Consider the following 13881-nt stretch of genomic DNA (forward strand, 5'->3'; position numbering starts at 1 on the left):
AAATGAATGATAATACAGAAAAACCCCCGAAGTTATACGAATCGCTATGTACTTCCAGCACGTAAACGCTTGGATTGGATAGCCTTCGGTCTTCTCCTCATCGCAGCTGCAGCCGTGTTCTTTATCAATTTAACGGCTTCTGGATATGCGAATGAATTCTACTCCGCAGCCGCTCAGGCTGGTTCCAAAAGCTGGTGGGCCTTCCTCTGGGGATCGTCTGACTCAGGAAACGCCATCACGGTAGATAAGCCACCTGCGTCCCTGTGGCTGATGGCACTGTCCGTACGCATCTTTGGATTGAGCTCCTTCGCTATCCTCCTTCCACAGGCGTTGCTAGGTGTGGCTACAACCGGTTTAATTTATAGCGTGACGCGCCGTTACTGGGGCAACTGGACGGGCATTATTGCTGGCGTTGTGTTTATCACCACCCCGGTAGCCGCTCTGATGTTTAGATTTAATAATCCGGATGCCCTGCTCGTCTTCCTAGAAGTCGCAGCCGTTGCCGCCACCTTGCGCGCTTTGGAGCATGACACCACGAAACGCGGAAACTGGCGTCGAACCGGATGGATGGCACTTGCGGGTGTAGCCGTTGGCTTTGGATTCCTCACAAAACAGCTCCAGGTTATGCTGATCCTGCCTGGTATTGCACTCGCGTTCCTCATCGCTTCACCTACAAAATTCTGGCGTCGCATGGTGGATGGAATTGTAGCACTCGGTGCCATGGTTATTTCCGCCGGCTGGTGGGTTTTGCTCACCGTTATCGTGCCGGAAGATATGCGCCCTTATATCGGCGGCTCACAAAATAACTCCTTTATCGAACTAACCTTCGGATATAACGGTTTTGGACGATTAACAGGTGACGAAACAGGATCTGTCGTGCCAGGAGCTAGCTCCTCGAAGTCCCAAGGCGGCCAGTGGGGTGAAACCGGCTGGAATCGACTCTTTACGAGCGATTTCAATGATCAAATTTCATGGCTGGTCTTCGCAGCTCTCGCAGGTTTGATTGTGGCGCTGATTGTAGCCGGATGGAAGAATCGCACAGATATCCGCCGTGCCTCTGGCATTATGTTTGGTGGCTGGATGGTGGTGACTTGGCTCATCTTCAGCTTTATGTCTGGTATTTTCCACTCCTACTACACCGTCGCTCTCTCCCCAGCAATTGCAGTATTGACAGCTATAGGCATCGCACTCCTGTGGTCGAAACATCATACGACGTGGGCGCCACTCACCGCTGCAGCTACTGTGCTTGTCACTGCCTTGTGGTCCTTCTCCATGATCAACCAAGTCAGCGGATACCAAGTTCTCGCTTATGCCGTAGTTGCCACAGGCATGATTGCCACAGCTATCTTCGCGTGGTATGGCTTGTCCGCCTACTTGGGATATGCGAACAAATCTGCAGGCGCTTCCACACTGGTGAAGCTCGGAGCAGTAGCCGCTGCCATCGCTATGCTTGCCGGCCCAGTTGCCTGGACCGTAGCGACCATCTCCACGGGCCACCAAGGATCTATCGTTACCGCAGGACCAAGCGGCTCTGGCGGACCAGGAGGTGGCGGAATGCCGGGTGGTGGTATGCAGGGCGGAGGTCCGGGAAGCTCGACAACGAACAGCTCATCCTCGACCACGGATGGCTCTAGCACCACCGACAGCTCTACGAGTAGCTCCACCACGTCTAGCGATAACAGCACCACGACAACAACTACAACCAACTAATTCACAATTCTCTTTTGAAAGGACCGTCATGGCCAACAATAATTCTTCTCAGAATCCTTATGAAGATTTCTCCACTGAAGAAACCACTGCACTCAACCAGAATGCAGCACCGTACTCGGAGGATTCTGCAAAAACCGAACAATTCCAGCAATATCAGCAGGCACAGCAAACCCAGCAGAACGCAAATGCACAGGCGGAGTATGCGGCACAGACTGACCAAGCACAGCCACAGCAGTCGACTGATCAGTTCCAACAAAATCTGGCTTATCAGCAGCAGTACGCATCTCAGAATGCGCCACAGGGCACACAGCAGACGAGCATTCCCGTAGCTCAACCGATGGCTCCAAACACCGTGGGAGGCCCGGTCAATGCGGAAATGGCTCCTAACAAGGCCGAACGCAAGAAGATGATTATGCACATCGCCATCGGATTCGTGGCTGCAGCTGCCTTGATTACACCAACCACATGGATGATCGCCTCGAGCACGGCTCAAAATTCCGGCCCATCCATGTCCTCACAAATGAACATGCAGGGTGGCCCTGGCGGACAGATGATGGGACCTGGCGGATCTACAAGTTCAGACGGATCTACGGATTCTCAGGGCAGCACGGATGGCTCTCAGCAGTTCCCAGGCGCCAATGGTTCTACATCGGACGGTAGCTCCTCCGATTCTTCCTCATCCAGCACGACAAACAGTTCTAGTATCAATAGCTAAAGGGGCTTTTCATGGCAGAAACACACCGCGCATATAAAACGCACACGCTGCGCAATATCGCAATCGGCATCGTCACCGCGTTCATCATCGTCACCCCAACCGTGTGGACTGTGGCTTATGCCTCTAGCAGCTCCTCCACGAGCAGTAGCTCGGCCATGAGTAGCGCTCCAGGCTCTACAAGCCAGGATGGTAGCTCCAGTAATGGCGCTCCATCCATGGATGGCGCCACAGACGGATCCACGGATAGTCAGTCTTCTCAGGGATTCCCCGGTGGTAGTACAGATGGCAGCTCAAATGGTCAACCGGGCGGCATGCCAGGTATGAATTCCAGCGATGGGTCTTCGGATAGTTCCTCCGACAGTTCTAGTCAAAGCAGCGACTCCACCACCGATACAGATAGCTCCACTAGCTCGGATTCCTCCAGCTCCTCAACCCAGTCAAATAACGGTCCAGGTGGTGGCGGCATGGGCAACCTCACTGGCGGCACGGGCGCATCCTCAAACTCTGAGCTTGTCGCCTTGCTTCAAGAAAATGCTTCCAACTATCGTTGGGTAGCAGCAACCACCGGCTCTCAGTCAGCCGCCTCTTACCAGCTGGCCAGCGAAGAACCTGTGATGGCAATCGGCGGCTTCAACGGCACGGATGATTACCCAACTCTGGAGCAATTCAAAGAATACGTAGCTCAAGGCCTCATCCACTACTACATTTCTGGTGGCGGTATGGGTGGCAGCCAAAATGGCGGATCCTCAGCAGCCTCTGAAATTGCAGAATGGGTAGCCGAGAACTACACAGCCCAAACAGTAGGCGGTGTCACGATTTACGATTTGACCGAAACCACCAGTTCAAATAGCTAAAATACTGAACACACATAAGTGCCGACCGGTTATTACACCGATCGGCACTTTCATTATTTTCTCGTCTTGTATCTAGGCGAACTATCGCACAATTCCGTAGTTTCCGCCCACGGATGTGCTTAATAATACTGATATGGCTCCACAACGCTGGCACCAAACGGTGCAAATGCCAACCTCATCATTTTGAAGGATTGAAGGCCAAAAGGAATGCCAATGATCGTAATGCAATTCGCAATTCCGGCGATAAAATAACCCACGGCCAGCACCCAACCAAAGACCACAGCCCAGATGATGTTTGCGAGGAAGCTCAATCCACCGCCGGTGTACACTATCTGCTTACCGAATGGTGTCAACGTGAGCTCCGCCATCTTAAAGCACTGCACACCCAGGGGGATACCGATTATCGTGACGCATAGCACCAGCCCGGCAATCAGCCAGCCCAGCGCTATCCAAAATCCGCCAAAGATAATCCACAAAATATTTCCAAGAAGCCTCATAATTATATTGTAGAAGGGCTTGCAGGCGGAGCACATCAGTGACATCCCGAGTTCTAACCCTGAAAAGTCTCAGGTTTAGCTCTTTATTTGCTCCGCAATGAATTCCCGTGCTGCCTGAAACGCCATTTCACGGTGTTTTACGTTTCCAAACCCATGATTGCCATCAGTGATTTTCAAGAAATTCATGGAGTCCCCGTAGACCTCACGGTATTTTTCAGCATACGAAATCGGAATAAAATCGTGACTGCCATGAATGATCTTGACTTTGCCCTCAAAGCCCTGCGCACGCTTGTATGGATCGGTAGACACAGCATCATCTACCATAGCTCCGCCCATTGCCACGCCCATGAAATCAAAATAGCCTTGCTCATCCATCACATGCAGCGGCTGCCCCTGTAAAGTGCCACCGCGAATTTCATCCGCGTATGACGCTGCAATTGAGAATAATGTTATTGACTTCGGTTGTGCTTGTACCTGCGGCGCACAGAATGTCGCAATAACCGCGCCCAAACTGAGCCCTGCCAGATGAAGATTGTCTGGATCACACCCGGGCAACTGGCGTACTTGCGCGATAACCTGAAGCGCATCGGCCACATCACCCGTCACGGTGGTGTCGAAGAAAGAACCATCACTCTCCCCGTGACCCGCACGATCGTAGGTAATCGCCATAACTCCTACAGACGCATACATGCGGGCAAGCTGAACCATGAAACCTGAATAATCTATACGATTACCGCCAAAACCATGAAGAAGTACCACAACTGGGTACGTTTTTTCTGGGGAAAAATCGTTGGGTAAATATTGAGTACCGCGCAGGATGAGCCTTTCTCCATCTTCACGCTGGACTGTAAAATTCACGGATTCTAAGTTAATTTCACTCATTTTAGCCTCTTGACATTTCAAATTCTTGTTTGCTTGGTCCATTACGCAGACGTTAAGACACAAGCCATTGCACCATTGCATGCGTTCTACTCGACCAAAATTCCCAGTCATGCTTTCCCGGAAGCTCCTCGTATAGCACTTCTGCAGGGATATCCCGTACATACCGTACGAATTCACGGTTCTGCTCGATAAGGAAATCTTCCGTTCCGCACATCAGATACAGTCGCGGCTGTTTGTGAGCCTGCACCGCTTTCTTAGCCCGATAGCGCGGATCAAGGGGGCCGAAAGCCACGGACGATAGATCGCCAAAAATGCCCTGATAATACGCATAGTTTGCAAGGTTATCGACGTAATCCTCAGAAATCGAATCAATCGTATCCAATATGAGCGCAGAGGACAGGGCAACGACTTTGCCAAAAATCTCAGGATGTCCTAGCCCAATATTCAAAGCACCAAAACCGCCCATGGAATTACCGGCAACGAAAGTATCCTGCCGAGAATGCGATAGAGGGAAGAGACGCCTTGTGTAACCTACCAATTCCTGCGCAATAAATGTTTCCCACTGCGTATCTCCATGCGAATCGACATAGAAGCTATTCTCGCCACTCACCAGAAAAACCGCAAGATTATTTTTCCCAGCTATCCGCTGTATATCCGTGTTTTCCAGCCAGTCCGAGCAATCACCCCCGAATCCGTGGAAAAGATATAAAGATTGTAATGAGCTGTTTTCTCCGCGAAATGCTTGCCCGCTATAAGCATTAAAGGGGTCTCCAGGGAGAATTGCTTTGATAGTAATCTTCCGTTTCAAAAGAAAAGAATTGAAACGAATATCTAGAATTGCCATATCCTCTGCCCGTCTTTCCTAGGCCATTACGGGTCGTGAGAAGAAAGGAGAGATGTCTGCTCACAACCCGCAACGTTGTGTTTCTTTACTGCGCTTCAGTTGCGCTTCGTTGAGATAAGTCTTGGCGAATTTCATCAATTTGGTAGTCCAAACGGTACAAAAGCATCAAACCAATGCCCAGTGCACCGCAGATTACCGGAATCCAAATGAAGTCGATATTAATGGCATTCAAAGCCTGAGCCGTTTGCACCTGATTTGGTACAAATCCGTTAATTTGCAACACATAGCTGGACAGCCATCCTGCAATGCCCGCACCGCAGGTTATGCCAATGGCAGCGCACGAGGTAATCAGACCTTGGCTACGCACATTGCTCTTCCACTCTCCATAATCCACCACATCGGCAAGCATCACGAAGCCCATGCTTTGCCCCGCACCAGACAGTGCAGCGATGACGATGGCAAGGAAAATAATCGGCAAGGACATCATCTGCGCACCGGCATAGAGAATGACGGATCCTACAATGCCCAATGCGAAGAAGACTATGGCAATATTGCGTTTTTTCATGCGTCTTGCAAGCACTGGAGCAAGCACCATGCCTAGAATCATTCCCCCAGCATTTAAGCCATTGGCAAGGGATGCCAAATTTTCATTGCCCACATTGTACTTGAAGAAATACACCATCGAGGCGGCACGCGTCACCACACCAATGAAAAGTACAAGATTCAAAATAGTAAGAATCCACCAGGGTTCATTCTTTAGCATGCTTACAAAGCTTTTCATAAATGGTGGCTCTTCAGCCTTTGCTGTCTGGACACGTTCACGCGTATTCTTAAACGCAAGCAGAAGCAATGCTGCACAAACCACGCCATACAGACACATCGTCAGAGTAAAGCCCAGTTGCTGATTTCCCCGTCCCAGCAGGTTAACCAACGGCAATGTCAGCATTCCCGATGCGATGACGCCAATCTGCCCGCCCACATTTCTGAATGCATTCGCAGTGACGCGCTCCTGCGTATTCGTGGTTAAATTAGGCAAAATAGCCGTCACTGGCGTGGTCACAGCCACGGCCACAAAATTCATCAGGATATACGTGATATATACGTAGAGCATTTTGAGCGGCTCATTAAAGTTTGGCACACTAAACGTCATCACACCGATAATCGCAAATGGCAGTGCGAACCATAAAAACCATGGGCGCACTTTGCCCCACTTTGTATGCGTTTTATCGATGAGCACACCGACGATTGGCCCGGCTAATGCATCGAGCACGCGAACTACCAAAAACAGCGTTCCCACTTGCATCAAGCTGATTCCAGCCACATCCGTGTAATAGAACATCATAAAGGCAGTAATAACACTGAATACAAGATTATATGCGCAATCAGATGCGCCGTAACTGAGCTTCTCTCTTAATGAGAGTTTGACATTGGCGTCTTCCATCAGATTCGTCTCCTTTGCCTATCTGTAGATAACGTTTGTTTGAAAAGTTCCTGTGGTTCGCTGCTCACACTCGACAACTCTGTCCATCGCACTTTTCGTTGTGCTCTCATCCTAAAAAGTATTCATAAAAATTTTTTTCGAAGTTTACGAAATTTCGTAAATGTTATCCCGTTATGCGCGCGTATTCCTTGGAATTCATAGCATACTTTTGCGGGAAAATCTGAAAAGAAAGAAATTTCTTTATTACTATGGTGAGTATGACGAATGCACTGCAACGACGCCCTAAACTTTCGGAAATCGCACGACTCGCGCATACCACACCATCGACGGTGTCCAAAGTCATTAATGGAAGGCCAGGGGTCTCAGAACAGACTAGGCAGAATATCGAACGCATCTTGCAGGATCTAGATTATGCAAAGAATCCTGTAAACCACAGTCGGTCCACAACGCTTGCATTAGTGTTTGAATCTATGTCTAACCCGTGGGTTGTCAACATTATGGAAGGCGCTACGAACGCAGCCATAACCCGCGGATTGACTGTGATGGTGTGTGCGAAAACGGCCACCGACGGCACACCCGATGACGGGTATCGTAAGATTATCCGACGCTCTAAACCTCAAGCCATTATTTTTGACCATGCATACGTTTCTATGACCGATCGCAATCTATGCAAGGAAATGGCCATACCTTTTGCCGTGGTGGACCCCTCAGGTAAGCCTGCCCAAGGATGTCCCGAAGCACGCGTGGACAATTGGACGGCCGGTTTTGAAGTGGCCACTCATTTCTTGGAACTGGGCCATACGAAATTTGCGGTGATCTGTGGACCGCTTTCGACACCATGCTATCAAGCGCGTTTAGACGGTTTTAAAGCCGGCCTTGCTCAAGAAGATATAAGCCTTTCCCAAGACCATCTGTGCATTGGCGATTATTGGTCAGAATCTGCGCGAAAGTCTGCGCTAAAGATTTTAGACGTGCCGCGTTCACAACGTCCTACGGCCATATTTGCCTGCAGCGACAACCATGCGTTTGGCATCTATGACGCCGCGCACCAATTGGGTATACGTATCCCGGAAGAACTGTCTATCATCGGCTTTGATGATATCGACAACGCGTGCCACCTTGATCCACCACTGACTACTATGCAACAACCTACTGCACTGATGACGAGTGAACTCGTGGGCAGACTTCTCAGCTCGGCATCCAAGAGGAAAACAGTTGCACCACATTTTGCTCAAGCGAAATTAAAGAGCCTACTCTATCCACCGACTATGGCTGTACGTGGGAGTACTGGACCGATGTATTAATTGGTGTGTGTATGAAAGAAGTGAGGGGTGGCACCGTGTTGGTGTCACCCCTCATCATACGTGTGATTGCGGCGGTTTGTTACTCTCCCACACCCTATCGAGTGCAGTACCATCACCGTACTAGGTCTTAGCTACCAGGTTCGAAAAGGATACTGGGCGTTTCCCCTAGGCCATGACCACCGCAAAATCTTCAATTATCAACCCCATCAATAATGGGCTCATGTATCATTTGTTTCGTGTTTGTGGTTCGGGGACCGGCTAGTAGACGCGACACGTTTCGTGTTCTCATATAATGCTCCTTGTTGAGTATTAATCGTATTCGCATAAGGAGTGTTCAATAAGAGTGTGATTACCTTCGACTATTAGTACCGGTCAGCTCCACACGTTACCATGCTTCCACACCCGGCCTATCAACCTCATCATCTCTAAGGAGTCTCACACACCCCCAAAGGAGTGTCAGGAATTCTCATCTTGGAGAGAGCTTCCCGCTTAGATGCTTTCAGCGGTTATCTCTTCCGAACGTAGCTAACCAGCCATGCCACTGGCGTGACAACTGGCATACCAGAGGTTCGTCCACCCAGGTCCTCTCGTACTATGGGCAGGACTCCTCAAAATTCCAACGAGCGCAGAGGATAGAGACCAAACTGTCTCACGACGTTCTGAACCCAGCTCGCGTGCCGCTTTAATCGGCGAACAGCCGAACCCTTGGGACCTGCTCCAGCCCCAGGATGCGACGAGCCGACATCGAGGTGCCAAACCATCCCGTCGATATGGACTCTTGGGAATGATCAGCCTGTTATCCCCGGGGTACCTTTTATCCGTTGAGCGATGCCGCGTCCGTACGCCGGCACCGGATCACTATTTCCGACTTTCGTCCCTGCTCGACCCGTCAGTCTCACAGTCAAGCTCCCTTGTGCAATTACACTCAACACCCGATTACCAACCGGGCTGAGGGAACCTTTGAGCGCCTCCGTTACTCTTTAGGAGGCAACCGCCCCAGTTAAACTACCCGCCAGGCACTGTCCCTGACTAGGATAACTAGTCGAGGTTAGACATCCAATATAAACAGAACGGTATTTCACTTGCCGACTCCACACAAGCTAGCGCCCATGCTTCCAAGTCTCCCGCCTATGCTACACAATCCACACCGAATGCCAATACCAAGGTATAGTAAAGGTCCCGGGGTCTTTTCGTCCTTCTGCGCTTAACGAGCATCTTTACTCGTACTGCAATTTCACCGAGCTCCTGGTCGAGACAGTGGGGAAGTCGTTACGCCATTCGTGCAGGTCGGAACTTACCCGACAAGGAATTTCGCTACCTTAGGATGGTTATAGTTACCACCGCCGTTTACCGGGGCTTAAATTCACCACGTCACATTACTGTTAATGGATCCTCTTAACCTTCCGGCACCGGGCAGGCGTCAGTGCATATACAGCGACTTACGTCTTCGCATGCACCTGTGTTTTTGGTAAACAGTCGCTACCCCCTGGTCTGTGCCACCCCCAAAAGCTCCACCCGCAAAGAGTTTCACCATCAAGGGTCTCCCTTATACCGAAGGCACGGGAGTAATTTGCCGAGTTCCTTGACCAGGATTCGCTCGATCGCTTTGGTATACTCTACCTGACCACCTGTGTCGGTTTAGGGTACGGGCAGTATACACTCTCACACCGAAGTTTTTCTTGACACCAAGACACACCAAAACACCACCCAACGATGATGCGCATCACACCTCACCCACACGTTCAACGGATTTACCTATCAAACAGGCTGCGTGCTTACCATGCCAAAACCACCTGACATGTCGGCTATCACGATGCGTCACTCCTGTGCTGTCCTACTACAAACCAAGATCCCAATCATGAAAACTCACCACACCCGAAAGCATGGATCATAAACATCAGAGGTTAGTATAGTAAGCCTCGGATTTGACGAGTATACACTGGTAGGAGAATATCAACTCCTTCACCCAATCGACTACGCCTGTCGGCCTCGCCTTAGGACCCGACTCACCCAGGGACGATGAACGTGGCCCTGGAACCCTTAGTCATCCAGCGGACGGGATTTTAACCCGTCTTTCGTTACTCATGTCTGCATTCTCACTTCCATACAGTCCACAAAAGTTTCCACTCCTGCTTCACCCCAGTATGGAACGCTCTCCTACCCAACCAGCCCTAAAGACTGATTGCCGCGTCTTCGGTGGTGTGCTTGAGCCCCGCTACATTGTCGGCGCGGAACCACTAGACCAGTGAGCTGTTACGCACTCTTTCAAGGATGGCTGCTTCTAAGCCAACCTCCTGGCTGTCTATGCGACTCCACATCCTTTCCCACTTAGCACACGCTTAGGGACCTTAGACGACGATCTGGGCTGTTTCCCTTTCGACAACGAAGCTTATCCCCCGCTGACTCACTGCTAGACACCACTTCACAGGTATTCGGAGTTTGGCTGCTATTGGTACCCTATACGGGCCCGCAAGCATCCAGTAGCTCTACCCCCTGGAAACTAATCTAACGCTGCACCTAAATGCATTTCGGAGAGAACCAGCTATCACGGAATTTGATTGGCCTTTCACCCCTATCCACAAGTCATCGCCCCAGTTTTCAACCTAGGTGCGTTCGGTCCTCCACAAAGTCTTACCCCTGCTTCAACCTGCTCAAGGATAGATCATCCCGCTTCGGGTCTAGGGCATGCAACTCAAACGCCTTTTAAAACTCGCTTTCGCTACGGATCCCCCACACGGGTTAACCTCGCTACATACCACTAACTCGCAGACTCATTTTTCGATAGGCACGCCGTCACCCCTCAAGGCTCCGACGGATTGTAAGCTCACGGTTTCAGAAACTATTTCACTGTCCTCCCGGACTACTTTTCACCTTTCCCTCACGGTACTCGTTCACTATCGGTCACATGGATATATTTAGACTTACCCAACGGTCTGGGCAGATTCACACGAAATTCCTCGAGTATCGTGCTACTCGGGACAACTCATAGCAAGACAACGCGCTACCACCTACGGGGCCATCACCCTCTCCAGCCAGGCATTCAATCCTGTTCAGCTCACACGCCATTTTATCACTCACCACCAGCCTGTCAGAACCAGTACAAAGCATCCCACAACACCACTCACGCAACCCCTGACAAGTATCACACGCAAATGGTTTAGTCTCCTCCGCTTTCGCTCGCCACTACTCACGGAATATCTCTTCCTGTAGGTACTGAGATGTTTCACTTCCCTACGTACGCCCCCACAAAAAATGGGTATCAAGCATTCATACTTGATGAGTTTCCTCATTCAGACATCCTCGGATCACAGCTCGGTTGACAGCTCCCCAAGGCTTATCGCAGCCTCCCACGTCTTTCATCGCTCCCATGTGCCAAGGCATCCACCCTAAGCCCTTAACAGTAAAAACACCATTAAACACTACCGAATACAATTCCTAGACAACAAATCATCACACTAAAATGATCACAAAACGATCGAACCACAACTCAAAAAAATAAAAATTCTCAGAGTTCGATTCAATTACAACAAACAAGCAAAAAAATAAAACTTGTTTGCTCGCGTCCACTATCCAGTTCTCAAACCACAAACCCACACACAACCACACACCAAACAAACCATCCAGCATGCAATCACATGGGGAAGCTACCAAGACTGCTGTCGCAATCCGGAAACCCAAAAGCATATTCCACACTACAATGTTTCAATAACATTCCACACCAGAACACAACACCCCACACCACAACAGTGCAAGAAAAAAAATATGTTGTGCCACAAAAACAACCCATAACAATGGGTTCTCAAAATCTCCGTAGAAAGGAGGTGATCCAGCCGCACCTTCCGGTACGGCTACCTTGTTACGACTTAGTCCCAATCGCGAACCTCACCTTAGACGGCTCCCCCAGAAAAACTGTTAGGCCACCGGCTTCGGGTGTTGCCCACTTTCATGACTTGACGGGCGGTGTGTACAAGGCCCGGGAACGCATTCACCGCAGCGTTGCTGATCTGCGATTACTAGCGACTCCACCTTCACGGAGCCGAGTTGCAGGCTCCGATCCGAACTGAGACCGGTTTTCAGAGATCCGCTCCAGGTCACCCTATCGCACCTCGCTGTACCGGCCATTGTAGCATGCGTGAAGCCCAAGACGTAAGGGGCATGATGATCTGACGTCATCCCCACCTTCCTCCGAGTTAACCCCGGCGGTCTCTTGTGAGTTCCCACCATAACGTGCTGGCAACACAAGACAAGGGTTGCGCTCGTTGCGGGACTTAACCCAACATCTCACGACACGAGCTGACGACGACCATGCACCACCTGTGAAAACGCTCCGAAGAGAAACCCCATCTCTGAGGCAATCGTTAACATGTCAAGTCTTGGTAAGGTTCTTCGCGTTGCATCGAATTAATCCGCATGCTCCGCCGCTTGTGCGGGCCCCCGTCAATTTCTTTGAGTTTTAGCCTTGCGGCCGTACTCCCCAGGCGGGATGCTTAACGCGTTAGCTCCGACACAGAACCCGTGGAAAGGGCCCCACATCCAGCATCCACCGTTTACGGCGTGGACTACCAGGGTATCTAATCCTGTTCGCTCCCCACGCTTTCGCTCCTCAGCGTCAGTCATAGCCCAGAGACCTGCCTTCGCCATTGGTGTTCTTCCCGATATCTACACATTCCACCGTTACACCGGGAATTCCAGTCTCCCCTACTACACTCTAGCCTGCCCGTACCCAGCGCAAATCCACCGTTAAGCGATGGACTTTCACACCAGACGCGACAAACCGCCTACGAGCTCTTTACGCCCAATAATTCCGGACAACGCTTGCACCCTACGTATTACCGCGGCTGCTGGCACGTAGTTAGCCGGTGCTTATTCAAAAAGTACACTCACAGTAAAACTGCTTGCTCCCAATTAAAAGCGGTTTACAACCCGAAGGCCGTCATCCCGCACGCGGCGTCGCTGCATCAGGGTTCCCCCCATTGTGCAATATTCCCCACTGCTGCCTCCCGTAGGAGTCTGGGCCGTATCTCAGTCCCAATGTGGCCGGTCGCCCTCTCAGGCCGGCTACCCGTCGAAGCCTTGGTAGGCCACTACCCCACCAACAAGCTGATAGGACGCGATCCCATCGTATAGCACTCAATCACTTTCCCACACCACCATGCGATGATGCGGACCATAGGGCATTACCACCCGTTTCCAGGAGCTATTCCCCACTACACGGCAGGTTGATCACGCGTTACTCACCCGTTCGCCACTCTCACCAACCCAAGCAAGCTTGAGCCAGATCCCGTTCGACTTGCATGTGTTAAGCACGCCGCCAGCGTTCGTCCTGAGCCAGAATCAAACCCTCCACAAAAAACTTGCAAAAAGGCCATCAAAAATGACTCACAAAAATAAAATCAACGAAAAAACAAAAAGTTTCAACGCACAAAAAAAGACACTCATCAAACCATCACAGTACCCAAACACAAAACAATATTCAGGCGAGCATCACTGGCATTATCAAAACAATAAAAAGTAGTACAAAACACGCTCTTGAGTTCTCAAACCACCACAACACAAACCAGCACAACCACTCACAAACCAAGCAATCACACCGCATCAGGCAGCGAATAAAAACAATACACCAAACCACAACCC

At 50.5% G+C, this 13881-nt stretch carries 8 protein-coding genes and 3 rRNA genes; 4 read left to right on the forward strand and 7 right to left on the reverse strand.

Annotated features, from left to right (window positions below; all coding sequences use genetic code 11):
- The first annotated feature begins 6 nt into the window (after nucleotides 1–6).
- From D570_RS08110 to D570_RS0100885, 3 genes are read left to right on the forward strand one after another with little or no spacing between them, the layout of a single operon-like run.
- Nucleotides 7–1710: a glycosyltransferase family 39 protein gene (locus D570_RS08110; RefSeq protein WP_018142522.1), complete on the forward strand. Its 1704-nt coding sequence runs from the start codon at nucleotides 7–9 to the stop codon at nucleotides 1708–1710.
- A 28-nt stretch (nucleotides 1711–1738) separates the two neighbouring features.
- Nucleotides 1739–2425, forward strand: coding sequence for a hypothetical protein (locus D570_RS0100880; protein ID WP_018142523.1), 687 nt, complete (start codon nucleotides 1739–1741; stop codon nucleotides 2423–2425).
- 11 nt (nucleotides 2426–2436) lie between these two features.
- Nucleotides 2437–3279: a mannosyltransferase YkcB-related protein gene (locus tag D570_RS0100885; RefSeq protein WP_018142524.1), complete on the forward strand. Its 843-nt coding sequence runs from the start codon at nucleotides 2437–2439 to the stop codon at nucleotides 3277–3279.
- 119 nt (nucleotides 3280–3398) lie between these two features.
- Here D570_RS0100885 and D570_RS0100890 read toward each other — a convergent pair whose 3' ends face one another.
- The 4 genes from D570_RS0100890 to D570_RS0100905 all read right to left on the reverse strand — a co-directional run bounded on the left by D570_RS0100890 (nucleotide 3399) and on the right by D570_RS0100905 (nucleotide 6943).
- On the reverse strand, nucleotides 3399–3776 hold the full coding sequence (locus tag D570_RS0100890; protein ID WP_026181740.1) for a YccF domain-containing protein: 378 nt from the start codon (nucleotides 3774–3776) through the stop codon (nucleotides 3399–3401).
- A 75-nt stretch (nucleotides 3777–3851) separates the two neighbouring features.
- Nucleotides 3852–4700 carry an alpha/beta hydrolase gene (locus tag D570_RS0100895; RefSeq protein ID WP_169331205.1) on the reverse strand — a complete coding sequence of 283 codons (849 nt, stop codon included), beginning with the start codon at nucleotides 4698–4700 and terminating at the stop codon, nucleotides 3852–3854.
- A gap of 10 nt (nucleotides 4701–4710) precedes the next feature.
- The gene (locus D570_RS0100900; RefSeq protein WP_018142527.1) at nucleotides 4711–5502 is read right to left on the reverse strand and encodes an alpha/beta hydrolase; all 792 of its coding nucleotides are present in this window, start codon (nucleotides 5500–5502) and stop codon (nucleotides 4711–4713) included.
- Between the two features lie 85 nt (nucleotides 5503–5587).
- Complete coding sequence (locus D570_RS0100905) at nucleotides 5588–6943, reverse strand: MFS transporter (protein ID WP_018142528.1); 1356 nt, start codon at nucleotides 6941–6943, stop codon at nucleotides 5588–5590.
- A gap of 257 nt (nucleotides 6944–7200) precedes the next feature.
- Here D570_RS0100905 and D570_RS0100910 point away from each other — a divergent pair, with 257 nt between their 5' ends.
- Nucleotides 7201–8247: a LacI family DNA-binding transcriptional regulator gene (locus D570_RS0100910; RefSeq protein ID WP_156812187.1), complete on the forward strand. Its 1047-nt coding sequence runs from the start codon at nucleotides 7201–7203 to the stop codon at nucleotides 8245–8247.
- A 66-nt stretch (nucleotides 8248–8313) separates the two neighbouring features.
- Here D570_RS0100910 and rrf read toward each other — a convergent pair.
- From rrf to D570_RS0100930, 3 genes are all read right to left on the reverse strand, one after another.
- Nucleotides 8314–8431 (reverse strand): 5S ribosomal RNA (gene rrf / locus D570_RS0100915).
- 159 nt (nucleotides 8432–8590) lie between these two features.
- Nucleotides 8591–11655 (reverse strand): 23S ribosomal RNA (locus tag D570_RS0100920).
- 406 nt (nucleotides 11656–12061) lie between these two features.
- A 16S ribosomal RNA gene (locus D570_RS0100930) occupies nucleotides 12062–13597 on the reverse strand.
- Together the 16S, 23S and 5S rRNA genes form the textbook arrangement of a ribosomal RNA operon.
- Nucleotides 13598–13881 lie beyond the last annotated feature (284 nt).

The organism is Alloscardovia criceti DSM 17774 (assembly GCF_000376885.1).
GTDB classification, from domain to species: domain Bacteria; phylum Actinomycetota; class Actinomycetes; order Actinomycetales; family Bifidobacteriaceae; genus Alloscardovia; species Alloscardovia criceti.